Genomic DNA, 25,471 nt, shown 5'->3' with positions numbered 1-25,471 from the left:
CGAAGCTGGGGTACCAGGACTCGAACCTAGAATGGCTGAACCAGAATCAGCTGTGTTGCCAATTACACCATACCCCATTGACCTGGGCTTTCGGGCCGCCCCGCTCGGGGCTTTCCGACCGCGTTCCGGCCGAGAAAGAGATTAGCAGGACTAGGCCGGTAATACACAAATCGGCTGGTCAGAGGCCGGTTCGGGCAGCTGTTCAGCTGTCGTCACCGGCGCTCCGACCCAACCTCGGACCACGGGTTACGCGATACCCGCGAGCGCCGCGCGCAAACGGCTCATCGAGACCTCGCGGCCCAGCAGTTCCATCGACTCGTACAGCGGCGGGCTGATGTGCGAGCCGGTGACCGCCACGCGCACGGGACCGAAGGCCTTGCGCGGCTTCAGGCCCAGCTCGTCGATGAGCGCCGTTTTCAGCGCCGCCTCGATCTCCCCTGCATTCCAGGCCGAAACGCCGTCCAGCGCCGTCACGGACGCCTGCAATACCGGAGCGGCATCGGCGGTGAGGTTCTTTTCCTTCGCGGCCTCGTCGATGGCGAACTCGTCGGCGGGCACGAACAGGAACTTCAGCAGACCCCACGCATCGCCGAGCACCACGATTCGCGTCTGCACCAGATCGGCCGCGACGGCGAACAGCTTCTCGTCGATCTCGGCGCCGATATGACCGTGCTCGGTCAGATACTCGCGCAGCCGGTGAGCGAAATCACCCGGTTCCAGCAAGCGAATATGTTCGGCGTTCAGAGCGTCGGCCTTCTTCTGGTCGAAACGGGCCGGATTCGAATTAACTTTCGAAATATCGAAGGCCTCGACCATCTCCGCCATGGAGAAGAGGTCATGATCATCGGCGATGCTCCAGCCGAGCAGTGCCAGATAATTCAGCAAACCTTCCGGAATGAACCCTCGGTCGCGATGGTGGAAGAGATTCGACTCCGGGTCGCGCTTGGACAACTTCTTGTTGCCCTGACCCATCACGAACGGCAGATGACCGAACTCGGGAGTGCGTTCCGCGACGCCGATCCGCTGCAAAGCCTCATACAAAGCCAGCTGCCGCGGTGTGGAGGACAACAGATCTTCACCGCGCAAAACATGGGTGATCTTCATCATCGCGTCGTCGACGGGATTCACCAGCGTGTAGAGCGGGTCGCCATTACCGCGGGTGAGCGCGAAGTCCGGGACCACACCGGCCTTGAAGGTGGTCTCGCCGCGCACCAGATCGTGCCAGGACAGGTCGCGGTCGGGCATGCGCAGGCGGATCACCGCCGGGCGGCCCTCGGCCTTGTAGGCGGCGATCTGCTCGGGGGTCAGGTCGCGGTCGAAGTTGTCGTACCCCAGCTTGGGATCGCGGCCGGCGGCCTTGTGCCGGGCCTCGACTTCCTCAGGGGTGGAGAAGGATTCGTAAGCCTCCCCCGCCTCCAGCAGCCGGCGCACCACATCCAGGTGCAGGTCCTTGCGCTGCGACTGCCGGTACGGGCCGTAGGGGCCGCCGACCTCGGGGCCCTCGTCCCAGGTCAGGCCGAGCCAGCGCAGCGCGTCGAGAATGGCCTGGTAGCTCTCCTCGGAATCGCGTGCGGCGTCGGTGTCTTCGATGCGGAAGACGAACTTGCCGCCGTGGTGGCGCGCATAGGCCCAGTTGAACAGGGCGGTACGGACCAGGCCGACATGGGGCGTGCCGGTGGGCGACGGGCAGAATCGGACGCGAACGTCGGACATGTCTCTCTCTCGATCAGCGTTTGGCGGCAACGGGATTGGTGAGGGTGCCGATGCCTTCGACGGTCACGGACACGTGCTGGCCGGCCTGCACCGGGCCGACGCCCTCGGGGGTGCCGGTGAGGATGACGTCGCCGGGCAGCAGCGTCATCACGGTGGTCACCCATTCGATCAACTTCGGAATGTCGTGCAGCAGTAGCGAAGTGCGGCTGCGCTGTTTCACCTGGCCATCGAGCTCGGTGACGATCTCCAGATCCGAAGGGTCCAGCGCGGTCTCGATCCACGGGCCCAGCGGGCAGAAGGTGTCGTAGCCCTTGGCGCGGGTCCACTGGCCGTCCTGCTTCTGCTGGTCGCGGGCGGTGACGTCATTGGCGACGGTGTAGCCGAGGATCACGTCCTTGGCGCGGGCGGCGGGCACGTCCTTGCAGGGACGGCCGATGACCACGGCCAATTCGCCCTCGTATTCCACTCGAGACGAGCTGGGCGGCAAGATGATCGGCGCGTTGGGGCCGACGATGGCGGTGTTCGGCTTCATGAAGATGACCGGATCGACCGGGGCCGGTCCGCCCATTTCCTCGGCGTGCGCGGCGTAGTTCTTGCCGATGCAGATCACCTTGCTGGCCAGAATCGGCGCCAGCAGGCGCACATCCGCGAGCTGCCAGCTGCGGCCGGTGAACGTCGGCGTGCCGAACGGATGTTCGGCGATCTCGCGAACGGTGGCGTCACCGCCGTCCCCTTCGACACTGACGAACGCGACTCCATCTGGGCTGGCAACTCGACCTAGGCGCATGTGTCGCATCCTATCGACCGGCCGCCACCTGCCCGAACGCGCCCGACCGCGGGGCACGGCGAGGGCGCGGGCGGCGGGCGGGCACACCGCCGGAGTCCGGGTATCCGGTAGGCGGACGGCCGGTGCGCGGGCGCGGCGTGCCCGCGAGCATCGGGGCGCGCCGGATGTGGAAAGGGCTTGTGCGCAAGACAACTGGCGGTCCGGCCGGGCGCCGGCGGTAGGACGTGATCGCTGTGAGCAAACAGACAGCTTGCCCCTCGAATAGCCACGCGCATCAGGTGTAACGTAACGGACGATGTTCACACAGTAAGACATCAATTCCACATTGTGAGATACGAGGTGCAGCCATGACCACCGTGACCCAGATCGGTACGGCGAAACGGTGGCGCATGCTCGCGCTCGGCGTCTTCGCCCAGGCCGCCAGCGCGGTCTTCGTGCACGGCACCCCGTTCCTGCTGCCGGCCCTGACCGATCGCGGAATGCCGCTGGCCACGGCCGGTCTGCTGGTCTCCATGCCGACGGTCGGGCTGGTGTGCACGCTCATCGCGTGGGGCTACATCGTGGACCGCATCGGCGAGCACAAGGTGCTGGTGGCCGGGCCCGCGCTCATGCTGGCGGCCGGGCTGGCCGCCGCGTCCGTTTCCAGCTATGCCGTCCTGGGCGTATTCCTGTTCCTGGGCGGCATGGGCGCGGCGAGCACCAATGGCGCGAGCGGGCGGGTCATTGTCGGCTGGTTTCCCAAGGATCAGCGCGGCCTGGCCATGGGAATCCGGCAGACCGCACAACCGCTGGGCGTGGGCATCGGCGCGCTGAGCATTCCGGCTGTCGCTGCGGCGCACGGGTTCTCGACCGCCATCCTGGTCCCCGCGGTGATGGCGGGCCTGGCGGCGATCGGCTGCCTGTTCGGCATCATCGATCCGCCGCGGCCCGAATCCCCCAGCGACGCAGGCCGACCCGCGAATCCCTACCGTGGTGATTCAACGCTGTGGCGGATTCACCTGGTGTCGGTGCTGCTGTGCGTTCCGCAGGGCACGCTGTGGACCTTCGCGCTGCTGTGGCTGCATCGCGATGTGGGCTGGTCGCTGGCCGCGGCCGGGGCGCTGGTCACCCTCACCCAGATTCTGGGCGCGGGCGGGCGCATCGGGGCGGGCATCTGGTCCGATCGCGTCGGCAGCCGATTGGGTCCGCTGCGGACCGTGGCCATCGCGGCCGCAATCTCCATGGCGGGCTTGGCCTTCACCGCCTGGACGCAGTGGTGGTGGGCGGCGATTCCGATTCTGATCGCGGCGTCGGTCATCACGGTCACCGACAATGGCCTGGCCTTCACCGCGGTCGCGGAGATCGCGGGACCCTACTGGTCCGGGCGCGGACTGGGCATCCAGAACACCGGGCAGAACCTGGCCATGGCGGCGCTGGCGCCCGCGTTCGGCGCGCTCATCACCGTCGCCGGATTCCCCGTCACCTACGCGCTGACGGCGCTGATCGCGCTGGCGGCAGTCCCCTTGGTCCCCAGGGGTTCCCACTAGATCGGCCGCCCTCCCGCAAATCCGGAAGGGATGCGCCCGTTACGTTTTCGCATCCCCTTGGCAGTGCGTCGATTTCATCACATTTGTGACATCGGCGTATCACGCTGTGTCACAGCATAAATCGTTACCGCGTGCAGCAGAACGGCCCCGCACCCTCGAAGGGCGCGGGGCCGTTCGGTTCGCAGGCTCAGACGGAGGCGGCGATACGGTCGCCGATCTCCACGGTCGAGGCCGGAGCGGTCCGTGCGGCGAGATCCTTCGCGATGGCCGATTCGATCCGTGCGGCCGCTTCGGCATTGCCGAGATGGTTGAGCAGCAGCGCAACCGAGAGAATCGCGGCGGTCGGATCGGCCTTGGACCGACCGGCGATATCGGGAGCCGAGCCGTGCACCGGCTCGAACATCGACGGATTGGTTCCCGAGGCGTCGATATTGCCGGAGGCGGCCAGGCCGATGCCACCGGAGACGGCGGCGGCGAGGTCGGTGATGATGTCGCCGAACAGGTTGTCGGTGACGATCACGTCGAAGCGGCCCGGATCGGTGACCATGTGAATGGTCGCCGCATCGATGTGCTGGTAGGCCAGCTCGATATCGGGATATTCCATGGCGACCTCGTTCACGGTGCGCTGCCACAGCGAACCGGCGAAGGTGAGCACATTGTTCTTGTGCACCAGCGTCAGATGCCCGCGGCGCTGCTCGGCCTTCTCGAAGGCGTAGCGCACCACGCGCTCGATGCCGAAGCGGGTATTGGTGGAGACCTCGGTGGCCACCTCGTGCGGGGTGTTCACGCGAATCGCGCCGCCGGTGCCGGTGTAGGGCCCCTCGGTGCCCTCGCGCACGACGACGAAGTCGATCTCCGGATTGGCGGCCAGCGGGGAGGTGACGCCCGGGTACAGCTTGGACGGCCGCAGGTTCACGTGATGGTCGAGCTCGAACCGCGTGCGCAGCAGCAGCCCGCGCTCGAGCACCCCGCTCGGCACCGACGGATCGCCGATCGCCCCCAGCAGAATCGCGTCGTGCTGCTTCAACTCCGGCAGCACGGTGTCGGGCAGGATCTCCCCGGTCGCATGGAACCGCTTGGCCCCCAGGTCGTATTCGGTCTTCTCCACACCGGGCACCACCACATCGAGCACCTTGAGCGCCTCGGCGATGACCTCGGGACCGATACCGTCGCCCGGGATGACAGCGAGTTTCATGACAACAATGCTCCGTTCAGCTGGGAAGAGAGTCCGCCCGTCACGATAGCGGGTGGATATTCCGCCGCCTCCACCAGGGCAAGCCAGTCCCAATCAGTGAGATCGAGCAGCAGCAGGTCGCACGGGATTCCTCCCACTCTGTGAGACCGATGACGCAGCGGAACCCGTCTCCGCCCGGTGCGGCGGCATCGAGCCGAACGCCACCGCCGCCCGGAATGCGCAGCGGCCTCGGTAGGTTCGAGGCATGTTCGACAACTCCCGACTCGAGCGCAAGATCGATCGCCTCGAACGCAAACTGGATCTCATCATCAAACATCTCGGCATCTCCGATCCGAGCCTGTCGCTCGACTACAGCGAGATCGACGAACTCATCCAGCGCGGCAAGAAGATCCACGCCATCAAGGTCTATCGCGACCTCAACCCGGGGGCGAGCCTGGTGGAGGCGAAGGACGCCGTCGAGTCGCGGGAGCGACGCGTGCGCTGAGCTGTCCCGCCTCCCCGAGACTTCAGCGCCCGGCCGAACGCCGTTACCAGTTGGCCACGCGTGCCGCCGGTGGGTGCCGAAACTATTTCGGGGGTACCCGAGGAGTTACCCGGACCTTGCGAAATCAGTTGTCACCCAAGCATTCGCGCCCCCTTCCATCAACGTGGAAGGGGGCGCGTTTCCGGCTTATCCGTGGGGATCCTTAGCTCAGGTCGACCTGGGCGACCTTCGCTGCGCCGACGGCCTCGGCGATGGCGGTCTGAACCTCGGCCGGGACCTCCTTGTTGACGCGGAGGACGACGGTGGCGCCGGTCTTGTCCAGGTCCTGGGACAGCTGGGCGGCCAGGATGTCGATGCCGGCGTCGCCGAGCTTGGTGGCCAGGCGGCCCAGCTGGCCCGGCTTGTCCTCGTAGTTGAGGACGGCCAGGTTGAGGCCCTCGGCGCGCATGTCGTAGTTGCGGCCGTTGATATTGACGATCTTCTCGACCTGCTGCGGCTCGGTCAGGGTGCCGGCCACGTTCAGGGTGCGGCCGTCGCCGAACACGGCGCGCAGATCGACCAGGCTACGGTGGGTCGGGCTCTCGGTGTGGGTGGTGACGGTGGCCTCGATGCCGCGATCCTTGGCCAGCGACGGGGCGTTGACGAAGGTGACCGAATCCTCGATGAGGGCGGAGAACACTCCGCGCAGCGCCGAAAGCTCCAGGATGGCAACGTCTTCGGCGGACAGCTCGCCGCGCACCTGGACCTCCAGGCTGACCGGCAGCTCGCTGGCGAGGGCGCCCACCAGCGCACCCTGCTTGCGGACCAGCTCCAGCCACGGGGCGACCTCGTCGCTGACCGCGCCGCCGGCGACGTTCACCGCGCCGGGCACGAACTCACCGGCGAGGGCGAGCTTCACGGACTTGGCGACATCGGTGCCGGCGCGATCCTGGGCCTCGGAGGTGGAGGCGCCCAGGTGCGGGGTCACCACGACCTGCGGCAGGTCGAACAGCGGGCTGTCGGTGCAGGGCTCGGTCTCGAACACGTCGAGGCCGGCGGCGCGCACGTGGCCGGAGGTGATGGCATCGGCCAGCGCCTGCTCGTCGATCAGGCCGCCGCGGGCGGCATTGACGATGATGACGCCCTTCTTGGTCTTGGCGAGCGTCTCCTTGTTCAGCATGCCCTTGGTCTCGGGAGTCTTGGGCAGGTGAATGGAGATGAAGTCGGCGCGCTCGAGCACCTCGTCCAGGCTCAGCAGTTCGATGCCGAGCTGGGCGGCGCGGGCCGGGGAGGTGTAGGGGTCGTACGCGACGATCTTGGTCTCGAAGGCGGCGAGGCGCTGGGCGAACAGCTGGCCGATGCGGCCCAGGCCGATGACGCCGACCGTCTTGCCCAGGATCTCGACACCGTTGAACTTGCTGCGCTGCCAGGTGTGCTCACGCAGGGTGGCGTCGGCGGCCGGGATCTGGCGAGCGGCGGCGAGCAGCAGGGTGACGGCGTGCTCCGCGGCGGTGTGGATATTCGAGGTCGGCGCGTTGACGACCATGACGCCGCGCTCGGTGGCGGCGGGCACGTCGACATTGTCCAGGCCGACGCCGGCGCGGGCGACGATCTTCAGGTTCTTGCCGGCCTCGAGCACCTCGGCGTCGACGGTGGTGGCCGAGCGCACCAGCAGCGCATCGGCTTCCGGGACGGCCGCGAGCAGCTCGGGTCGGTTGGGGCCGTCGACCCAGCGAACCTCGACGCCGTCGCCGAGCGCGTCGACGGTCGACTGGGCGAGCTTGTCGGCGATCAGAACAACAGGACGTCCTGCTTGGCTCACTGTGGGGTACTCCTGAGGAAGGGATCCGGGATTTACGGGCGTCAGCTTAGTGTGCTCGATTTCGGCTGCCCTTACCGCCCGGTAGGCGGGTGCCGTCACACCGGTGACGTGGGGGTTCTCCCGCTCAGCGGGACGCTCTTGGTCAATTGTCCGGTTAAGTCGCGATACGGTCGTGCACGGCTCACAATCCCGCCGCCGGCTCCGCATCGGGCCTCGCATTCTGCAATCTTTCAGCAACTTCGCTGGCGCTGAATCAATCGGCTGATCTTGATGGGCCGGATTCCTTTCTGCCGCTGACATGTTGGCCTTACTCGCCAAGACGCCCCGGGTACGGCGAAAGCCGGTCCCGGCGGTGTTCCGGGACCGGCTCGCAGAATTCTCCGGCCGCGCGCGATCGGGCGGCTTACTAGTTCGCGGAGATCATGATGTCCGCGACCGCGCCGTAGGCGGCGGCCCAGGTTTCGGCCAGTTCCGGGGTCCACGCGTCACCGTGAAAGTGCTCGAGGGTGGCCAGCAGCGAGGCGCCGGCGACCGGGTAGTGCGCGGCCACCACGCCGAGGCCGGCGTGGTGACGGCCCAGCTGCTGCACGAACGACGGGTCGGCGGCGAGGGTTTCGACATTGGTGAGGATGCGGGCCAGACCGGACAGGAAGCGGTCGCGCTGTTCGGTCATGTCCTCGGCGAACATGCCGCGGACCTCCGGGTGGCTGTCGAACAGGTGGTTGTAGAAGTACTCGACCGCTTCCGGGCCGACCGCTTCGACCTGCTTCCAACTGGCTTGCAAGGCTTCGATATTCATGTGCTTCTCCGTGGGCTGGACGGTGAATCAGTGGTGTGGTGCGGGCTCCGAGCCGTCGGCCGGTAGACCGCGCGGCGGGAAGGGATCGCCGGGGAACGCCACGGCGGTGGCCTGGTTGCCCGGCAGCGGGAGCAGCGCCAGCTTGTCGACCTCGACCGAGAGGGTCGCGATCATGGTCTGCAACTGGGTGCGCAGCAGATCGGAGTAGGCGCGCAGCTGCTCGTAGCGCTGGTCCTCGAGATCCTGGTCGAGGTATCCGGCGAATCTGGTGGATCCGGCGGATTCCCTTGTCTGCTGCAGCATTTCACGCTGTTGAGAGCGCGCCACCGCCATCAGGTCGCGGGCGTGCTGCTCGGCCTGCTCGATAATGGCATCCGCGGACAACTGAGCGCGATTGAGCACATTGACCGCGCGCGTGCTGATGCCGAGCTCGTCCTTCTCCAATTCGCCTTGCAGCCGGGCGATTTCCCAATGCGAGTTGGCCAGCTGCTGCTGCAGTTCGGCGACATCGCCGGCGGAGGCCATGGTCTGCATCTGCATCTGCAGGGCTTCGCTCTTGGAGGCGAGCTGCATGTTCTCGCGCTGCAGCCGGGCCAGCTCCTGGGAGTTGCTGGTGAGGGTCAGATTCCGGTTCTCCCGGGCCAGCCGGGCCATGCGGGCGTGCAGCTGTTCCAGGAAGCGGTCGACCTCTTCGGCGTCATATCCCTTGCGCCCCAGGCGCGCTCCCTTGAACTTGGTGTTGCGGATGTCGTCGAACTTGTTGTTCCGAATATCCTCGGGTTTCACATCCATTGGGCAACCTTGTCCACACTGCGTCCGGCCGGGTCGGCGACCGGCGCTTGGCCGAACGTCTCGAATCTGATGGCGTGGCGCGGCATTCCGGCGGAGGTCAACGCGGCGACGGTCGCGGTGACCATGGCCGGGGAACCGCACACCAGCGCGGTGGTGCCGGTCAGGTCGCGCCCGCGCGCGGCGACGGCGCCGACGGTGCCCTGCACGCCGTGGAATCCCGGATCCTCGGATACGACGGGGGTGTAACTGAACCACGGATGCTCGGTGAGCGCCTGCAGGGCCTCGTGGTCGTAGAGATTCCACGAGGTGCGCACGCCGTGCAGCAGTTGCACGCGCGGTACGGCGCCCTGCCGGGACCGCTGTTCGATGCCGTCGACCACCGCGCGCAGCGGGGCCAGCCCGGAGCCGCCGGCAATGAGCAGCAGGTTGTCGACCGCGCCCGGCGGGATCACGAAGGCATTGCCGACCGGTGCGCCCAGCCGGATCCGGTCGCCGGGCCGGGCATTGCGGGCGAAGGTCGCGCTGACCTCGCCGCCGTCGACGACCTGGACGTGAATATCGAAGGTGCCGTCGGGCCGCGGCGCATTGGCCGGCGAGAAGTAGCGCCACAACCGCGGGCGCTGCGGGATCTCGACGGCCAGCGACTGGCCGGGCTGGTAGTGATACGGCTGCTGCGGCCGGACGGTGTGCACGGTGACGTCCACACTGCGCTTCTCGGTGGCCACGATGTCGGCGTCCCACCAGGCCGGGGTGTCCGAGGCGGCCTCGGCGGCATTGACCATGATGTCGGCCACCGCGTAGTAGGCGTCGGTCCAGGTCTGGGCGAGCTCATCGGTCCAGGCACGGCCGTGGAAATGCGCGAGCGTGGCCAGCAGCGAGGCGCCGGCGGCCGGGTAGTGGGCGGCCACCGCACCGAAGCGGCGGTGGTCGCGGCCCAGCTGGGCGACGAATTCCGGGTCGGTGGCGAGGGTTTCGACATTGCTGACAATGCGGCCCAGCGCGGCGAAGAACTTGTCGCGCTGTCCGGTCATCCGGATGGGGAACATGTCCCGCACCTCGGGATGGGCCAGGAACAGGTGCGAGTAGAAGTATTGGACGGCCTCGTCGCCGATCCGCTCGACCTGGCGCCAGCTGGCTTGTAGTGCCTCGATGTTCATGTGCGGCCCACTCGACGGGGCCGGGGGCGCCGTGGCGGTACCCGCTTCATCAACACTCACTTCCTCTGGACGGCCGCGACCGCACCTCTCGCAGTGCGGCAGATCCTTGGACGACCGTCCGAATACGGGCCAACTTAGGCCATCGGATCGGCGCTGTCTAAACGAAAGGGAGGCAGCCGGATTCGGCTAACAATCAGCGAATCAGGTGCGCGCGAGGCGGATTTTCGCGATTAGAGGAAGTGGCTATGAATAGCCGAAAGCCCGGCCTCGCCGCTGCGGAGCGCGAGGCCGGGCTTTCGAAGTCGAATTAGATCGACGTCAGCAATGCCGGCTCGTCCGTGGCCAGTATTGTCCGCGGACTACCAACAGCCGATCACTTGCCGAAGGAGCCGGTCCACAGGGTGTTCAGCAGGCCGTGCAGCGCGGCGGAGCCGGTGTCGAGCAGGCCGTTCAGGGCAGCGGAACCGGTGTCAATGATAACGGGGATCATGTAATTACCTCTCGGATTGAACTTACTGACGATCAGCCTATCGAGGGCATTTGCCAACTCGTTACGCGGCATTAGCACTCTGTGACTCAGGTCATAGGGTCCTGGACGTGTGACCTGGTTCATTACGAATCGAAATACGCCGCTATAACGGACAAATCACGCCCCTGATTTCAGGGGCACGACCGGTGCGAAATCGCGTGGACCAGTGCGGCTGCGGGCGCTAGCGTCACCGGGCATGACACTGCGTTCGATCCCCTCATCCATGGACCCCGCGGTGGTCGCGACGATCGACGGCGAGCTGGATCGAATCGAGCGCGAGCACCGGGTCGACGTGCTGCTCGCCATTGAGAGCGGCAGCCGGGCCTGGGGTTTCCCCTCGCCCGATTCGGACTACGACTGCCGGTTCGTCTACGTGCGCACGGCCGCGGACTATTTGACGCCGTGGCCCGGCCGGGACGTCATCGAGACGCCGCTGGTGGGCCTGCTGGATGTCAACGGCTGGGATCTGGTGAAGGCGCTGCGGCTGCTGGTGAACGGGAATGCGGTGCTCATCGAGTGGCTGATGTCGCCGATCGCCTACCGCGGCGACGCGCAATTCCGGGACGAATTGCGGGCGCTGGCGGATGACATCGCGGACCGCAACCGGATCGCCCGGCACTACCTGCACCTGGGGCGGCGGCAGTGGCAGCTGTTCGACTCGAACCGGTCATTGAAGAAGGTTTTCTATTCGCTGCGACCGGCCATGGCATTGCGCTGGCTGCACGAACACTCCGATAAATCGGTGGCGCCCATGCATTTGCCGACACTGCTCGCGGAATGCGATTTACCGAGTGAATTCGTGGCGTCGGTCGCGGAATTGACCGAGTTGAAATCACGCACCCGGGAAATGGGATCCGGCAGTGTTCCGGCGCCGATCGCGGAATTCATCTCGGCCGAGTTCGAGCGGGCCGCAGAGGAATTCATCAAGGATGAGCCGGCGCAGCGGAAACGCGCGCAGGAAATCGCGGCGGAGTTCTTCAGAAGCCGCGTTCGGTGATCACTCGGACGCCGACGGCCTCCGGTCCCGGCTTGGTCCGGCGCACCTCGAATTCGACCCGCTGACCTTCCACCAGGGACCGGAAACCGTCGCCCTCGACTTCGGTGTACTCCACGAACACGTCAGGGCCGCCGTTGTCGGGCCGGATGAATCCGAAGCCCTTCTCGCTGTCGAACCACTTAACGGTGCCGTGAACCATGCTCCTCCGCCTCGCTCCCCCGCCTCCCCGGATTTTCAGCGCCCGGCTGGGAGCCGTTGACCATCGGGCACGCGTGCCCCCGGTCGGGAGCCGAACCGATTCTAGACGTACCCCACGAGTTACCCGGACCACACCAAATCACTGGGTCGCGTCGCGATTACACGCGTTCGGCAACTCGATTCACCGCCGGATCGTCCCCGGTGTTCTGCGCTGCTGCGACAGCCTCAGCCGGCCCGGATGCCGCCATCGGACTGTTCGTCTTCCCCGTTGTCGCGCATGGCGTAGACGCGCTCCAGGAAGTCCCGGTGCGCGCGCAGGGTGGAGTCGAGCAGTTCACGCCAGGTGCGCCGGTCGACGCGCCGGTCGCTCATGAGCGAGGAGAGCGAGGCCGGGCCCAGGCGGTCGATGTGGTCGACGATGAAAGTCAGGCGGCGGCGCGGGAATTGGGCGCCGATGCGGGGATTCTCGTCGAGGAAGCGGTCGAGTTCGTAGAGATAGTTGACCGCGCGGTTGTACTCCTCGTCGGTGAGGTGGTAATCCATGCGCTTGATCTCGACGATCCACAGTTCGCCGGAGTCGTGCAGCAGTACGAAATCGGGTTCGCGCTTGTGACTGCCGATGGCGGTGGTCACCAGAGTGGCGCCGAATTTCTGCGCGTACCAGCGCTCGAAGCTGGCGCGGACGCGTTTGAGGGATTCGTTCATGCCCAGCGGCGTCCATTCCGGGGCGAGCAGCCACGGGGCGGATTCGATGAGCTCCTGGAAGGGGCGTTCCAGGGAGCGCCGGTCGTCGATGAGGGCGCGCAGGCGGTCCACGACGGCCACGCGCTCGCTGGCGATCTGGCCCAGGGAGTAGATCTCGGCGACACGGGCGCGTTCGAACAGGGCGACCACCACATCGAGTTCGGGATCCTCGCCGTCCTCGGCGATCTCCTTGAGGGTCTCCAGCAGGCTGCGCTGCGGGCCCAGCGACAGGGCCAGCCGGAGCATGTTCTGGATGTGGGCGGGATCGTCGAGGGAGGCACGGTCCTTGTGCGCCACCAGGATTCGCGCCGCCTCCACGACGGAATCCCGGAACATGCGGTCGCCCGGTGCGATCGCCTCCAGGGTCTCGTGCAGCCGGGAGCGCTCCACGAACTCCTCCCAGACCCGGCGGCGAATGGATTTCTCACCGAGCCTGCCGATTTCCTTGATGAGCGCCTGACCCCAAGTCGCCAGGGCCTCGCCGCGCGGGGAGTTCCAGATGATGTCCTGGCGGTCGGAGCGCACCAGATCCTCGTCGTCGTCGAGCCAGTCGACATTGATGGCGCCGACCAGGTAGGAGCGCAGTTTGAACTCGCCGGTGAATCCGGCCGGAATTCCGAAATCCCTGGTCTGCGCGACGATCTTGCCGCGCGCGTAGATCCGCACACCGGCCATGGCCTCGTCCCGGTAGGGCTGTTTCGAGTAGGCGATCCACCCGGTCACCGGCAGGTACTGATGCCCGAAACGCACCGGTACCCGCGCGGTGTCGATACGAGTCTCCTCCATGACATCGATCGGCAGGTCGCTGAGGGTGAAGCTCTCCCGGCCGTTGCTGTTGCGGACCTCGACCCGCCAGTCGGCGCGCTCGATGCCGAAGCGGGAGGCCAGCTGGCGATTCAGCTCGGTGCCGGTGTTCACCCGCTTGCGGAAGAAGTTGCTCAAGATGACGGTGGTGCCGCGCCTCGCGGTGAAAGTGCCGTCCATCGCACCGGGTTTCGGGTAGTAGTCCCGTTCGGTGTCGGTGAGCATCTCGTCCAGGTCCATGATCAGATGCGAGACCGGCCAGCCGAGGTCGGTGTAGTCCTCGGGATGGCTGCCCGCGCTGATCACCTCGATGGTGCGGCAGATCCCGAACGCGGCGAGTTTTCCGATTCCCTTGCGCCCCATGACCGGCCGTCGCCGCTCTCGCGACAGATCCGATCCGGTCCGCACCCGCCGATCCGATCCGACCATCAGATAGTGCTCGTTGATCTCTTCGGCCGTCATCCCATGCCCGTTGTCGGACACCACGATCCGGTAGGCGGGCTCGTCCGCGGCCCGGATATTGCCCGTCAGGGTGACTCCCCACGGCAGCTCCACCGCCACCTCGGTGGCATCGGCATCGTACGAATTGGCGATCAGCTCCGCGAGCACCGCCGAAACCCGGTCGTACAGCCGGATCCCGAGCTTGTCGATCGCCAGCCGGCTGATGCGCATGGTGTACTTGTGGTCTTCGCATTCCAGCGCGGCCGCATGTACCTCGTTGTACATGGTGAGCCCCCAATTGCCCTACCGGTAGCCTTCGTTCAGCTACCACTGAAATCGATAGAACGCGAAGCGGTTAACAACGGGCTGAACATTTACCATCCGGTTCGTCACAGTGTGATCCCGGCATTCACCGATCGATAGCCCATAGCAACGGCAAGGTCTCGGTTACCGCATTACGGCGGCGAGACGCTCCCAGCGAGCCCCGCTCAGGTCATGCGGGTGGCGGTGAGAGCCTCACGACTTCCTAATGGTCGTTCCGACACCATGCCGGTATGACCACAACCGTCGCCGCCGCACCCGCGGCGGCCACAGCGCCGCCCGGCTCCCGCATCGTGGCCCTCGACGCCGCGCGCGGCCTGGCAGTGCTGGGGATGATCGTCGCCCACATCGGCGTCACCCGCACCTTGGCCTGGACCGATCCCGGCAGCTGGCTGTCGATCGCGCACGGCCGCTCCTCGATCCTGTTCGCGACGCTGGCGGGCGTATCCATCGCCCTGCTCACCGGCCGCGAGAACCCGCCCACCGGCGCCCAGCTGATATCGGCGCGACTCCGAATCCTGGTGCGCGCCATAGTCCTATTCGCCACAGGAGGTCTCCTGACGGCCCTGGACACCGGTATCTCGGTAATCCTCCAGACCTACGCCCTCCTGTTCGCCCTGTGCATCCCCTTCCTGCGCTGGACGCCACGCCGCCTGCTCATCCTCGCCGCCGGCTGGGCCATGCTCGCCCCGCCGCTGACCGTATGGCTGTCCCACGTCCTGCCGGACACCTGCGCACCCACGGCCGAAATCTGCTCCGGCGCACAGATAACCGATCTCGCGGTCCTGGGCGACTACCCCGGCCTGGTCTGGATTACCTTCGCACTCACCGGACTCGCCATCGGACGATCCGATCTGCGTTCGATCGCCCTCCGGAATCGACTGATCGCCACCGGTATCGCGCTCATGGCCCTCGGCTACGGCACCGCCTGGCTGCTGAGCGACTCGGTCTCCCCCGAAGACTCCGACTGGTCCCAATTACGCACCGCCGAACCACATTCCGGCACCACTTTCGAAATAGCCGGCTCCCTGGGCTTCGCCCTGACGGTCCTGGGCCTACTCCTGTACCTCGCACCCCGCATCCGCCCCCTGCTCTTCCCCCTCGCAGCTGTAGGCTCCATCCCCCTCACCGCCTACGCCGGCCACATCATCGCCCTCCGCTTCCTGCGCGACCTGGAATTCACCGACAACACTCCCCTGGCCATCTTCATCGCCGTCACCCTCGCCGCCTCGACCCTATGGGTCCTGACCCTCGGCCGCGGCCCCCTCGAACGCCTGATGACCTGGATATGCTCCCGCTCCACCCGCACCACGTGACACACCCGCCCGATCCGTGCACAATGCGGATCGGGCAGGGTGGCGCCCATCCCACAACGTAAGGGGACCCACGTGGCCAGCATCTCTCGCAGCCTGACCGGCCTGACCGACCGCTTCGCTGCACCTCCACTGCCCGAGCCCACCCTGGCCGACACCATTGCCGCGCGTCAGCACTTCTTCGGTTCGGATGCCGTGAACCCGCAAACCGGTGCCGTCCGCGACGACCAGGTCCTCCTGGCTTGGTTCGGCTGCGCAAGCTTCGCCGTCGCCATGGGTGGGCGCGTGTTCCTGCTCGACGCCTGGGTGCCGCGCGGCCTGACATCGGGCTACGTCCCCACCACTCCCGCCGAGGTCGCGGCCTTGCGCCCCGCCGCCATCTTCATCGGCCACGCCCACTTCGACCATGCGGCCGACGCCGGGCCGATCGCGCAGGCCAGCGGCGCGGTCGTATACGGCACCTCCGAGCACTGCGCCACCATCCGCAAACAGGTCGCCCGAGCCGAATTCGATTGCGTCGAACTGGGTTCGGCCGCCTCGAAACCGGGGGACCGCTACGACTTCGACCTGGCGCCCGGCCTTTCGGTGACCACCATCCGCCACCTGCACTCCGCCCGCACCGCCCGCCAGGAAGGCCCCGGCGCCTCCACACGCGTACGCCCCACCCCCTGCATAGGCGACATCCGCACCTACGCACCAACTCTCGTCGACGCGGCACACCTGGTGCGCAACCTCTCCGCCCCCGAAGGCGGCGTCCTCCTCCACCAATTCCGCACCGAGACCTTCACCCTGACCTGGCACGACTCCTCAGGACCCTTGGCAGACAGGGCACCCCAAGTGATCGATACCCTGCGAGCCCTCCCCCCATCCACCGTCCACATCGGCGCCGTCCAGGGCTACAACCAGTTCACCAACGGCCTCCGCGACCCCCGCACCTACATCCAAGCCCTCCGCCCCAAGATCTTCGTCCCCAACCACCACGACAACTGGCTCCCCATCTTCACCGCCCGAGGCGAAGCCTTCCGCACCCCCCTGCACGAAGAACTCTCCCGCATCCCCGACGACGACCGCCCCCAAATCCGAATGCTCCTCGACCCGAAGGACTACCTGGCCCCCGGCCGCCTGGCCTTCGACCTCCGCCACGAGCCCTGAACCGCAGCCCGCCACCCCGAACACGTAATCAACTGAACCGCAACACCATAGTGATACTGGTCCCGCCCGACCGATCAACCACCTCCGTACCGGGCACCTCAACAAACCCCGCACGCTGATAGAGCCGCAACGCCGGATTCGACACCCGCACACTCAAACTCACCCCCGGGTAATGCAACCGCGCCTCCACGATCACCGCATCGAGCAGTGCCGTCCCCAACCCAACCCCGCGCAGCCCCGGCACCACCCCAATAGCCAACTCCGGCGTCTCGTCATCCACATACCCATACGCCGGCTTGTCGTGCGCGAACCGCCGCACCCAAGCCGCCCCCTCCAGCTCCCCATCCCTCCCGCCAACAACCCCGAAGTCCCCCGCCCGTCCCCACCCCTCGACATAACAAGCCAACTCCGGCACCCCCTTCAACTCATCCGGCGAAACCATCCCCTGCTCCCCCGCATGCGCCGCCTCGAAAAGCATTGCCCACAGAAACTTCTCGTCGTCCACCGTGGCCTGCCGAACCAACATCTCCGTCGTCATACCTGCATCATCCCCACACGCGATCTTCACATCACGTGAATTTTCCACAGCTCGACCATTCCCCCAGGTCACGGAACTCCCCTTCGAAAGGCCCGCACTCAATCTGGACCCATGATCCGCACCCGTGCAGACCTCTTGGCCGAAGGCATCTCCTCCAGCACGATCGACAACCGCTGCCGCCGCGCCACCTACACTCGCCTCCTCCCCAGCACGTACTCCTTGGCGCCGTCACCCGACTCGCCGAATGCCAAGCATTCCGAGTTTGGCCGTTCGCTGCGTCGCCAGCCGCGCTAGCGGCGCTGATCGCCACCTACGCCGACCCGCCTGGCGGTAATTCATAACTCGACGAAACGGAAAGCCGGGCTGTAAATGCACCGAAGCCACCGAGACAAGCGGCGTCCTTACGCCGTCCAATCCGCAAGGCACTACTCAAGCAGTCGTTCCGCCGCCTCCTACCTGCACCGCGACACCAGTGCAGTGGCTATCACCGCTCATTGCCCGGCCAGCCTACCTTTCCCTGCAACAACAGGGCTGCTCGCTGGTCGGAGATCGGTAGACTGATTGGAATCCCTGGTACTGGCACATGCGGTGGTACATCCAAACGACACGATTGCCACTTGCCAAGTGCTGTGCGATCCAGCGGAACATGTGTCGCGACCCACTCATTCGGCACTGTCGCTAGCGCGAGTGGTTCGAGTTGTGCATTGAGCCGGACGACCAGCAGACTCCATGCAGCGTCGTGCTGCATGACTCGAAACTCATTGCGGCTGAGGTAGAACGACAACCGCCCACGCCGCAGTGTCGTTTTCACCTCCAGGTGCATTTCACCAGTCGGGCACGAGACCGCGATGTCGTAACCGAATCCGTCAGACCAGCTCGCAACGTGGTCCACAGTTGTGTTCGGTACAGCTTCCGTCAGCAACCTGACCACCGCGAGCTCACCTGCGTTTCCGATTCTGAGCCGCTCATCGGTGTCAACTTTCCCCCACACAGCCGAAAGCCGGGAGAAGGCCACTTCGTCCTCAATGCTCAGTCCCTGCGCTACCGCCCGCACATCAGCGGGCAGCTCCTCCGGAGAACCGATAAGTGTGTCAGCGTCCGGCAGCCAGGATGCCTGGCTGTGCGCTATAGCCGCATCAAACACCCGGCCCGCTGCGGGTGTCGAGGCATGCACGTCGCTCAGTAGTCCAACATCTCGAAGCCACACATATCCTGTGTCGTACTGGGTGGGCGTTAGGTCGCTGTATTCATCCAAAGTCGTGAACAGTGCACGGGCCCGGGCACGTCCGCTGACCGGCAGCTGCTGTAGCCAGCGGACAGCCGCCCGCAAAATCGGCTCAGGCGGGATGGCCACGGAGGTGACCCATGAGTGCTGCGAGGTCGTGCCTATCCAGACCACCGCCGATAGAGGGCTCTTCCTCGAGATCCGCAAGTTCGCGCACTGCCGGATCATCAAGGATTGTTCCCATGAAGTGCAGTTTGTCGCCCAACCGCTGGTCAACTACTTCATCGATCGTGCCCTCTGAGGCAAGCACCGTGATCCTGGTCTGCGTTTCGGGTGCCAGACCGAGACGATGAATGCGATCCAAGCTTTGCAAGAACCGCCCAGCCGCAAAGTCTCGATCGACATAAACCGCATCGTGGCAATGATGGTGGAGGCTGATACCTTCACCGAGGGTGGCGGGGTTGGATAACAGAACCATGCAGTCTGGATCATTCCGGAACTTAGCGATTTGAGCCTCACGATCTTCGGTCCCGCCATGCACCACTGCCGGAGAGAACTCACCTAGGATGCGGTCCAGTGTGAGCAGGCTCCGCACGAAGGTCGACCAGACAAGAGTCTTCCGCCCTTGCGCAGCGTTGGCCGCGACAATCGCCAGCACCTCTTGATATTTCGGCGACATCTCGTATGCCGGCAGGTCTCCCATCAGATCGAACAACGAGGAGCTCTCCGAGATGGGCAATGGTGGCACCTGGTACGACAATGGCTCGTAACGAGTGGTGCCTACCGACAGCAAGGCTGGGCTGGTGGCGGCCATGAGTAGGTAGACGACTGCCTTTCCGAGCGCTTGGAATTCGGATTCTGAGGCACTGGCACGAGCTGAGTACCGCCCGACGAGGGCGTCATAGATTTCCTTGTGAATCGGAGGCAACGAGATAGACCGGAACGTCGACGTAACAGGCGGCAACCCCAGCTCCCCCTTCGTTGTTCGGGCGAACAACGGCTGAAGAACTCTGCTCGCGCGGGGGAGGTCGCCGCCAGCCACAGCCTGTACGACTCTTTGCCGACCGTACCCAGGCCAGACAAATCCGAACAGGTTTTCCAGGTCCTTGACACCGTTAGGCGCGGGCGTCCCAGTGAGAATCAGGCGATGCCGCGCACGTGGACCCAACGCCAGACATGCTGATCCGTACGTACCTTCCGCACCAAGCTTCATGCGGTGCGCTTCGTCCAGCAGGAGCATTGACGGACGAGCAGCCAGCCACCGGCCCAGCTCGTTCACAGCACCGTCAAGTCGCTCGTAGTTGATGATCAATGACTCGGCGGCGGGATCGGCGCCCCTTGAGTAGACATCCATACGGAGTGGTGTTTCCAAGCACTCTCGGTTCTCGAACTGCCATGACTCGTGCGCCGATTTGGGTCCGACAATCAGCAGCCGCTCAACTCCACTGATGTTGCGGAGCGCCTGAAACACAGCGAGACCGACGCGAGTCTTCCCCGCACCCGGCACAGAAAAATTCGCTCCATGCCGCAGCGAGAGGAGCTTGGCGATGTCTCTGCGCTGAAAATCGGTGAGGTCAGCAGTCCAGCCGGAGCCGAGCAGCTCATCGACACCATCTGGCTTCAAATCACCTGCTGCCAACCCTTTTTCGCCGAGTCTCTCGCTGACTACTCGCGCATCCTGAGCAGTGTCACTCGCCAAAGTAGCAAGCTCCGGATCCCACACGACTCCGCTGGGCTCCGGCCAACTGGCAAGTGCCACAAGGTTAGTCAGCAGTTCGTCGAGGTCGATATCAACTGTTGTTGCCGATCTCTGGGCTGCAGTTCGAAACTTGAGCACAAAGTTGCGCAACGATTCCTCATGGCCAGGGCCCGCCCGAAAGCGGGCCCTGGTGACGTCATCACCGAAGCCAATCTCCAGGCTCGGCCCCGCAGGCAGGGTCATTCTTTCTCCCGCGTGGCGGTGAGCAGCCAGTCGACCCCATCGCCGGGTGTGTCGTACGTACGAGCCGCAAGTTTCGCGAGGCGAACCAGACTCGCCTTCAGTATCAGAAGCGCATCATCGAATGCATCGTCGTCGAGCGCGCGCTTGCTCTTCGCTTCGGCGAACTCGGTTACGCATTGGCTGACATAGTCAGCGGCGTCGGTCAGGCGTTCAGGCACAGCCAGCTGACGCTTCTGGTATTGAGCGTCTTTACCTGCCAACCGCGCTGCCGTGTCAAAGCTCTCACGCGCGTCCTTCAGAATCTGGTCTGCGCTAGCCACTTCAGCAGGCTTCAGTTTGCCCCCGGCCTGCGACAACGCTTTTGCCTTGAGCAGGGTATCCGTCAACTTCTGGCTCAATTTGACATCCACAGGTGCGTCAGGGACGACTACACCAGGCAGTCCTGGAATCTGCACACTCTCTGACTCAGCTGCCGGGGACTTCAACTCACTAGGCAGTTGCCGTTTCAAGTACCGGTCATAGAAGTCCTGCTCCATGAGCCTCAAAGTCGTTTTCGAGTAGTTCAAGACCACCGCCGCAAGCCGGGACTCCTTCAGGCGTTCGGCTCCGTCCGGATCCGTCTTGGCGAGCTTGGTGTACTCCCGGTAGAGCTCGCGCAGCTTCTCTTGGTGTTCTTCGAAGTCGATCAGACGCAGCTGCGCTCCGTCCGCCGTTTGGCTCCGCGCAATAGCGTCCTGGATCAGGCCGTAGACCCAGCGATCTCCCTGCAGGGTCGCCGGCTTGATGTTGAAGTCCCGTGCAACATCCTCGGGAAGGCGCCCGCCGGCAAGCTCATCCTCGATGGCAATCAACCGGTTGATGTAAGAGTACTCACGCCGCTTGTCACGCCGAAGCTGCAGGGAGAGTTCGACCTCGTTGATGTCACGACGAGATGTGTCGTTGGGTAGCACGCCAACGCGAATGTCCTTGATGCCGAGCTCGCGAAGCGCCGCACATCGGGTATTCCCGTCCACGAGAATACCTTTCGGGCTGATGATGCCCGGGTCGCGCTGGCCGGCGTCATCCAGCTCGTCCATGAGCGCCTCGAAGTCCGGGTCGACCTGATCAAGGTTGGACGGCTTGCGCTGCAACAAGTATGCGAGGTATTCCTGCGCCTCTTCGCCCCACGGATTCTCCTCCAGAACCCGGTTCCGAACGGGGTCGAGGGTGCGTTGTGCCCGGATCCGGTGGGTGTCTGGATTGAAGTACAGCATGTCGACCGGCATGGAGATGACGTACAGGTGCTTCTGCTCGCCCCGCCAGTCGACCGTCACCTTGGCTCCGTCGTCCTGCTTGGCCTGCCGCAGTCTGTCGGCCACCGTTAGGCTGATCTTGTCACCATCCGGTGGAAACCCAAACTGTCCTGCCATTGCGGAGCCCCTCCTGTTGATCACCACGTTCGGATTGCCTGGGCATCATTACACGGACGCCCGACAAACAGGACCAACTTGTACCGAGGCGCGCAGCGGTAGAGCGCTACCCTCGTATCCAGCAAGAACAACTCGATCACTTGCAGCTCGAACGGAGTTCCAAATGCCCCTCCCTGACTGGCGCGACGACAAGGTCGGCGGAACGATGATCCGCAGTGGCCTGTGGCTGGTGCACGAGATCGGCGAGGGCAACATCTTCACGAAAGAGCAACTCCGAGAAGCCTTCCCCGGCGTCTCCCAGGTCGACCGTCGCGTCCGCGACCTGAGGAAGTACGGCTGGGTCATCCTGGCGAACACAGAAGACGCGCACCTTCTGGCCGACGAGCAGCGATTCGTCGAAACAGGAGTGCATGTCTGGGATAAGGAAGCCAGGCGCAAGGCCGATCAGGCGATGACGGTTCCTGCTACCGACCGACAGGCAGTCTTCGAACGCGACGGCTATATGTGCACGGTGTGCGGCATCGGAGGCGGTGAGCCGTACGTGGACGATTCCAACTCCACCGCTGTCCTCGCAGTCGCGCGTCGGCGGACGCTCCTCCCCGGGGGCGGGGACGAGATAATGCTGGTAACCGAGTGCAAACGATGCCACACAGGTGCTCGGGACAAGACCACAAACGCATCCGATGTTCTTGCCGAGATTCAATCGCTCGATGCTAGCGATCGACGCCGCTTGGCACGCTGGATCGACCGCGGCCGCCGCGGCTCGACACCGCTCGATCGAGCGTGGAACGGTTACCGCCGCCTTCCTGCGGATGCGAGAGAACAGGTCCAAAACGCGCTTCGAACGTAGTTACCTCGCGCTACCACGCGACGAGCGACTGTGCGAGGGCACGATAGTCGAGCAGGCGGCCTTGCTTCGTAACCTCATCCCACGCCGCTTGCTGGTCCTGACTGCCTTCCGCAGCAACAGCATCCGCCAGTTCGGTATAGGCGATGTGGTAGGTCGCGTCCACTTCGCCGGTGCCTCGTGCAATCGATGCGAGACGTGTCGGCATCGGCTCGGCAGTGACCGTAACCAGATGCGGCAACCTGCCGCGCCGATGCCTGATCATGTTGCTGTTCTCGTGCCGAATGTTCTGCACTCGGTCCGATCGGATTGTCCACTTACATGCGACGGCAGCGTGCAGCCATATGCGGCCTGTGCTGGTCGGCGTTCCGCACAGGCCAACCAGCACATCAGGCTTGATCAGATAGTCGGTTCCCAGAGTTACCCGAAGGTTCGGATCCTTGGCGATCGCGGCATCCACACCAGCTAGATGCTGGTATTGCGCGTAGCTGACGATGCTCCGCCCACGCGCAAAGTCCCAGTTCCGGCATGGGTCCAGTGTCGGCAACTGAGTGGCCAAGTCGGCAAGTACCTGCACCTCGAGCAGACCACCTGGATTATCTGGCGGCGCAACAGGATCCAAACCGGTCAAGTTCGGGTTCGAATCACCGAGCCGCCCTAGAACGTGCGCCGCGAGTCTCAAGCTCGTCGCGTTATCGGTGTCAGCAGAGTTGGGAACCCACTTCCAGCCAAGCTTGTTCTTCTTGCTGGGCTTCCAACCCAGCAGCTCAGCCCTAAACGACGCGCCCACGACTCGCAAATCTAGCGTGTTCGGAGCGTCTGTCGTTCATCTTTCCAAGGATCCCATATGATCGCTCACATGTTCGGATCCGCCCTCCAAGACGCTGGTGACTGCCGTCACAGCAACCTCCAGAGTCTCGTGTTCCCAAAGGCGGACGACCTGCCAACCAGCGTCTGCCAGAGCAATATCCGCGGCACGATCGCGCTCGATGTTCCTGCGCAGCTTCGGCGTCCAGTACCACTCGTTCGTCGTCGGCTGGCGGCCATGCTCTGGGCAAACATGCCAGAAGCAGCCATCAACGAACACCGCCACTTTGCGAGCTGTGAAGACAATGTCAGGACGAACCTTCATCGTAGTCAGATCGAGCCGCAAGTCCTTGCGGTAGCGATAGCCCATCCTGTGCAGCGCTGTACGAAGCGCTACCTCCGGCTTCGTGCCGGATCGCCGGTTCGCCCGCATGTTCCGGGACCGCCCCTCGTTGAGCGGGGCTGGGTAGAGGCCCCGTTCATGGGCCCTCTTTCGAGCATCTTCCGATCGATTCGCAGTCACATCCGTACCGGTTCCAGGCAAGGTGGCGTCGTACGGAAAGATACCCCCGCGGACCTGACCACGCCCCACCAGCCACGAAATCGAAAGGCATCAGTGTGACCGAACTTCGCGTCATCGAGATCTGCGCAGGTGCTGGCGGCCAGGCTCTCGGTCTCGAGCGTGCCGGATTCGAGCACGAGCTGGCCATTGAACTTGATGCGAACGCCGTCAGTACACTCCAGCTCAACCGCCCTCAGTGGAAGGTCGAGCTGGGTGACGTTGCCGATCACAATGTGTGGAATCCCGAGGACTACGCCCCAGGCGAGGGCAGGAAGCGAATCGATCTGTTCGCCGGCGGCGTACCGTGTCCTCCGTTTTCCATTGCGGGAAAACAGTTGGGCGCCAATGATGAACGCGATCTGTTTGCATGGGCTGTCGAGCAGGTAGCGATCCTCAAACCGCGTGCGTTACTACTGGAAAACGTCCGCGGTCTCAGCATGCCCCGGTTCGCCGGATACCGGCAGCACGTACTAGATCGGCTGGGTGAGTTCGGCTATTCCGCCGAGTGGCGGCTTCTACAGGCATCCGACTACGGCGTGCCACAATTGCGCCCGCGCTTCGTGCTGGTTGCCATGGAGTCTGATGAATTCCGCTATTTTCACTGGCCAGAACCGACAGGTACTCCACCGACAGTCGGCGAAGTCCTGCTCGATCTGATGAAGGCTAACGGATGGGAAGGCGCAGAGGAATGGGCTGCGCGCGCCAACGGGATAGCACCAACAATCGTGGGCGGCTCCAAGAAGCACGGCGGAGCAGATCTCGGCCCGACTCGAGCCAAACGTGCCTGGGCCGAGATGGGCGTGGATGCGTACGGCATCCACGACCACGCTCCTCCTTATGGACCCAAGCGCCCAATGACAGAGTTTGGCCCCAAGTTGACAGTCGAAATGGTTGCCCGCATCCAGGGCTGGAACGACGACGAGTTCCGATGGCAGTTCACAGGCAAAAAAACCGCGATCTACCGGCAGATCGGCAATGCATTTCCACCACCTGTTGCCAAGGCACTTGGGCTGTCGATCGCAGCCGCACTTAGGCATGAAACTGCACCTCGCGAACGAGAGTTGGAGCTTACCGCTGACCCAATCTATCGCGTACTGCGCGGCTCTGACGAATTTCTGACTGCCGCACAAATAGCTAGAAAAGCAAATCTTGAGATCGACGACCCGGAGATTGACAGGAGAATCAGCCTGCTGAACCGCGACTTCGAAATCGAGAAGGTGGAGCGTAGCTCAGGGCTATCCTACAAACTCGGCCAGTTCCGCGCCTTCACCGGACAGGATGACCACTCTCGCCACGAGTATTATCGGACCAATTTGTCCCGGGTCAGCTAATTAGAGCAATCATCCGCCGTCGATCCCGGAAGCCCAATTTGAACGACGCCAGGACGA

General features: G+C 64.6%; 22 protein-coding genes and 1 tRNA gene. 7 read left to right on the top strand and 16 right to left on the bottom strand.

What is annotated here, in order from left to right:
* Positions 1-5: 5 nt before the first annotated feature.
* From ACYQ5L_RS10715 to ACYQ5L_RS10705, 3 genes are all read right to left on the bottom strand, one after another.
* Positions 6-77: transfer RNA gene (locus tag ACYQ5L_RS10715), tRNA-Gln, on the bottom strand.
* A 169-nt stretch (positions 78-246) separates the two neighbouring features.
* Positions 247-1,713 carry a glutamate--tRNA ligase gene (gltX, locus tag ACYQ5L_RS10710; protein ID WP_459957212.1) on the bottom strand — a complete coding sequence of 489 codons (1,467 nt, stop codon included), beginning with the start codon at positions 1,711-1,713 and terminating at the stop codon, positions 247-249.
* A gap of 13 nt (positions 1,714-1,726) precedes the next feature.
* Positions 1,727-2,500 carry a fumarylacetoacetate hydrolase family protein gene (locus tag ACYQ5L_RS10705; RefSeq protein WP_459957211.1) on the bottom strand — a complete coding sequence of 258 codons (774 nt, stop codon included), beginning with the start codon at positions 2,498-2,500 and terminating at the stop codon, positions 1,727-1,729.
* Between the two features lie 347 nt (positions 2,501-2,847).
* Between ACYQ5L_RS10705 and ACYQ5L_RS10700 the strand changes: the two genes are divergently transcribed.
* Complete coding sequence (locus ACYQ5L_RS10700) at positions 2,848-4,026, top strand: MFS transporter (RefSeq protein WP_459957210.1); 1,179 nt, start codon at positions 2,848-2,850, stop codon at positions 4,024-4,026.
* A gap of 187 nt (positions 4,027-4,213) precedes the next feature.
* Here ACYQ5L_RS10700 and ACYQ5L_RS10695 read toward each other — a convergent pair whose 3' ends face one another.
* Positions 4,214-5,221 carry a 3-isopropylmalate dehydrogenase gene (locus tag ACYQ5L_RS10695; protein ID WP_459957209.1) on the bottom strand — a complete coding sequence of 336 codons (1,008 nt, stop codon included), beginning with the start codon at positions 5,219-5,221 and terminating at the stop codon, positions 4,214-4,216.
* Between the two features lie 244 nt (positions 5,222-5,465).
* Here ACYQ5L_RS10695 and ACYQ5L_RS10690 point away from each other — a divergent pair, with 244 nt between their 5' ends.
* On the top strand, positions 5,466-5,705 hold the full coding sequence (locus tag ACYQ5L_RS10690) for a hypothetical protein (RefSeq protein WP_379200446.1): 240 nt from the start codon (positions 5,466-5,468) through the stop codon (positions 5,703-5,705).
* A 202-nt stretch (positions 5,706-5,907) separates the two neighbouring features.
* Here ACYQ5L_RS10690 and serA read toward each other — a convergent pair whose 3' ends face one another.
* The 4 genes from serA to ACYQ5L_RS10670 form a co-directional block, all read right to left on the bottom strand.
* Positions 5,908-7,506, bottom strand: coding sequence for a phosphoglycerate dehydrogenase (gene serA, locus ACYQ5L_RS10685; RefSeq protein WP_459957208.1), 1,599 nt, complete (start codon positions 7,504-7,506; stop codon positions 5,908-5,910).
* Positions 7,507-7,912: 406 nt separating this feature from the next.
* The gene (locus ACYQ5L_RS10680; protein WP_459957207.1) at positions 7,913-8,305 is read right to left on the bottom strand and encodes a globin domain-containing protein; all 393 of its coding nucleotides are present in this window, start codon (positions 8,303-8,305) and stop codon (positions 7,913-7,915) included.
* A gap of 27 nt (positions 8,306-8,332) precedes the next feature.
* The gene (locus ACYQ5L_RS10675; protein WP_379200440.1) at positions 8,333-9,097 is read right to left on the bottom strand and encodes a DivIVA domain-containing protein; all 765 of its coding nucleotides are present in this window, start codon (positions 9,095-9,097) and stop codon (positions 8,333-8,335) included.
* The gene (locus ACYQ5L_RS10670) at positions 9,088-10,254 is read right to left on the bottom strand and encodes a globin domain-containing protein (protein WP_459957206.1); all 1,167 of its coding nucleotides are present in this window, start codon (positions 10,252-10,254) and stop codon (positions 9,088-9,090) included. The genes ACYQ5L_RS10675 and ACYQ5L_RS10670 overlap by 10 nt, the downstream gene beginning before the upstream one ends.
* Positions 10,255-10,979: 725 nt before the next feature.
* Between ACYQ5L_RS10670 and ACYQ5L_RS10665 the strand changes: the two genes are divergently transcribed.
* Positions 10,980-11,780: a nucleotidyltransferase domain-containing protein gene (locus ACYQ5L_RS10665; RefSeq protein WP_459957205.1), complete on the top strand. Its 801-nt coding sequence runs from the start codon at positions 10,980-10,982 to the stop codon at positions 11,778-11,780.
* Here ACYQ5L_RS10665 and ACYQ5L_RS10660 read toward each other — a convergent pair.
* Positions 11,761-11,979: a cold-shock protein gene (locus ACYQ5L_RS10660; RefSeq protein WP_459957204.1), complete on the bottom strand. Its 219-nt coding sequence runs from the start codon at positions 11,977-11,979 to the stop codon at positions 11,761-11,763. The two genes, ACYQ5L_RS10665 and ACYQ5L_RS10660, sit on opposite strands and share 20 nt — an antisense overlap.
* Positions 11,980-12,203: 224 nt before the next feature.
* The gene (locus ACYQ5L_RS10655; protein ID WP_459957203.1) at positions 12,204-14,252 is read right to left on the bottom strand and encodes an ATP-binding protein; all 2,049 of its coding nucleotides are present in this window, start codon (positions 14,250-14,252) and stop codon (positions 12,204-12,206) included.
* 269 nt (positions 14,253-14,521) lie between these two features.
* Between ACYQ5L_RS10655 and ACYQ5L_RS10650 the strand changes: the two genes are divergently transcribed.
* Both ACYQ5L_RS10650 and ACYQ5L_RS10645 read left to right on the top strand, forming a co-directional pair.
* Positions 14,522-15,604 (top strand): heparan-alpha-glucosaminide N-acetyltransferase domain-containing protein, encoded by a 1,083-nt coding sequence (locus ACYQ5L_RS10650; RefSeq protein WP_459957202.1) that lies wholly within the window; start codon positions 14,522-14,524, stop codon positions 15,602-15,604.
* A 72-nt stretch (positions 15,605-15,676) separates the two neighbouring features.
* Complete coding sequence (locus ACYQ5L_RS10645) at positions 15,677-16,753, top strand: MBL fold metallo-hydrolase (RefSeq protein ID WP_459957201.1); 1,077 nt, start codon at positions 15,677-15,679, stop codon at positions 16,751-16,753.
* A gap of 28 nt (positions 16,754-16,781) precedes the next feature.
* Here ACYQ5L_RS10645 and ACYQ5L_RS10640 read toward each other — a convergent pair whose 3' ends face one another.
* The 4 genes from ACYQ5L_RS10640 to ACYQ5L_RS10625 all read right to left on the bottom strand — a co-directional run bounded on the left by ACYQ5L_RS10640 (position 16,782) and on the right by ACYQ5L_RS10625 (position 21,867).
* Positions 16,782-17,291 (bottom strand): GNAT family N-acetyltransferase, encoded by a 510-nt coding sequence (locus ACYQ5L_RS10640; protein ID WP_459957200.1) that lies wholly within the window; start codon positions 17,289-17,291, stop codon positions 16,782-16,784.
* Positions 17,292-17,775: 484 nt separating this feature from the next.
* Positions 17,776-18,546: a protein NO VEIN domain-containing protein gene (locus ACYQ5L_RS10635; protein WP_459957199.1), complete on the bottom strand. Its 771-nt coding sequence runs from the start codon at positions 18,544-18,546 to the stop codon at positions 17,776-17,778.
* Positions 18,547-18,628: 82 nt separating this feature from the next.
* Positions 18,629-20,458, bottom strand: coding sequence for a DEAD/DEAH box helicase (locus ACYQ5L_RS10630; RefSeq protein WP_459957198.1), 1,830 nt, complete (start codon positions 20,456-20,458; stop codon positions 18,629-18,631).
* Complete coding sequence (locus ACYQ5L_RS10625; RefSeq protein WP_459957197.1) at positions 20,455-21,867, bottom strand: ParB N-terminal domain-containing protein; 1,413 nt, start codon at positions 21,865-21,867, stop codon at positions 20,455-20,457. The genes ACYQ5L_RS10630 and ACYQ5L_RS10625 overlap by 4 nt, the downstream gene beginning before the upstream one ends.
* A 163-nt stretch (positions 21,868-22,030) precedes the next feature.
* On the opposite strand from ACYQ5L_RS10625, the gene ACYQ5L_RS10620 reads away from it, so the two are divergent.
* Complete coding sequence (locus ACYQ5L_RS10620; RefSeq protein WP_459957196.1) at positions 22,031-22,717, top strand: HNH endonuclease; 687 nt, start codon at positions 22,031-22,033, stop codon at positions 22,715-22,717.
* 10 nt (positions 22,718-22,727) lie between these two features.
* On the opposite strand, the gene ACYQ5L_RS10615 is transcribed toward ACYQ5L_RS10620, so the two are convergent.
* Positions 22,728-23,504, bottom strand: coding sequence for an NgoMIV family type II restriction endonuclease (locus ACYQ5L_RS10615; RefSeq protein WP_459957195.1), 777 nt, complete (start codon positions 23,502-23,504; stop codon positions 22,728-22,730).
* A gap of 36 nt (positions 23,505-23,540) precedes the next feature.
* Positions 23,541-23,954, bottom strand: coding sequence for a very short patch repair endonuclease (locus tag ACYQ5L_RS10610; RefSeq protein ID WP_459957194.1), 414 nt, complete (start codon positions 23,952-23,954; stop codon positions 23,541-23,543).
* Between the two features lie 185 nt (positions 23,955-24,139).
* Between ACYQ5L_RS10610 and ACYQ5L_RS10605 the strand changes: the two genes are divergently transcribed.
* Complete coding sequence (locus ACYQ5L_RS10605; protein ID WP_459957193.1) at positions 24,140-25,414, top strand: DNA cytosine methyltransferase; 1,275 nt, start codon at positions 24,140-24,142, stop codon at positions 25,412-25,414.
* The last annotated feature ends 57 nt before the right edge of the window (positions 25,415-25,471 follow it).

Source organism: Nocardia sp. IFM 10818 (assembly GCF_054655275.1).
This window is presented reverse-complemented; position numbering and strand designations above follow the sequence as displayed.

Excerpts from the sequence above, each read along its gene's own strand:
- ACYQ5L_RS10620 (WP_459957196.1), top strand. The coding sequence starts at position 22,031 with ATGCCCCTCCCTGACTGGCGCGACGACAAGGTCGGCGGAACGATGATC.
- ACYQ5L_RS10610 (WP_459957194.1), bottom strand. The coding sequence starts at position 23,954 with ATGCGGGCGAACCGGCGATCCGGCACGAAGCCGGAGGTAGCGCTTCGT.
- ACYQ5L_RS10650 (WP_459957202.1), top strand. The coding sequence starts at position 14,522 with ATGACCACAACCGTCGCCGCCGCACCCGCGGCGGCCACAGCGCCGCCC.
- ACYQ5L_RS10695 (WP_459957209.1), bottom strand. The coding sequence starts at position 5,221 with ATGAAACTCGCTGTCATCCCGGGCGACGGTATCGGTCCCGAGGTCATC.
- ACYQ5L_RS10705 (WP_459957211.1), bottom strand. The coding sequence starts at position 2,500 with ATGCGCCTAGGTCGAGTTGCCAGCCCAGATGGAGTCGCGTTCGTCAGT.
- ACYQ5L_RS10680 (WP_459957207.1), bottom strand. The coding sequence starts at position 8,305 with ATGAATATCGAAGCCTTGCAAGCCAGTTGGAAGCAGGTCGAAGCGGTC.
- ACYQ5L_RS10690 (WP_379200446.1), top strand. The coding sequence starts at position 5,466 with ATGTTCGACAACTCCCGACTCGAGCGCAAGATCGATCGCCTCGAACGC.
- ACYQ5L_RS10640 (WP_459957200.1), bottom strand. The coding sequence starts at position 17,291 with ATGACGACGGAGATGTTGGTTCGGCAGGCCACGGTGGACGACGAGAAG.
- ACYQ5L_RS10655 (WP_459957203.1), bottom strand. The coding sequence starts at position 14,252 with ATGTACAACGAGGTACATGCGGCCGCGCTGGAATGCGAAGACCACAAG.
- ACYQ5L_RS10625 (WP_459957197.1), bottom strand. The coding sequence starts at position 21,867 with ATGGCAGGACAGTTTGGGTTTCCACCGGATGGTGACAAGATCAGCCTA.
- gltX (WP_459957212.1), bottom strand. The coding sequence starts at position 1,713 with ATGTCCGACGTTCGCGTCCGATTCTGCCCGTCGCCCACCGGCACGCCC.
- ACYQ5L_RS10670 (WP_459957206.1), bottom strand. The coding sequence starts at position 10,254 with ATGAACATCGAGGCACTACAAGCCAGCTGGCGCCAGGTCGAGCGGATC.
- ACYQ5L_RS10665 (WP_459957205.1), top strand. The coding sequence starts at position 10,980 with ATGACACTGCGTTCGATCCCCTCATCCATGGACCCCGCGGTGGTCGCG.
- ACYQ5L_RS10660 (WP_459957204.1), bottom strand. The coding sequence starts at position 11,979 with ATGGTTCACGGCACCGTTAAGTGGTTCGACAGCGAGAAGGGCTTCGGA.
- ACYQ5L_RS10675 (WP_379200440.1), bottom strand. The coding sequence starts at position 9,097 with ATGGATGTGAAACCCGAGGATATTCGGAACAACAAGTTCGACGACATC.
- ACYQ5L_RS10630 (WP_459957198.1), bottom strand. The coding sequence starts at position 20,458 with ATGACCCTGCCTGCGGGGCCGAGCCTGGAGATTGGCTTCGGTGATGAC.
- ACYQ5L_RS10700 (WP_459957210.1), top strand. The coding sequence starts at position 2,848 with ATGACCACCGTGACCCAGATCGGTACGGCGAAACGGTGGCGCATGCTC.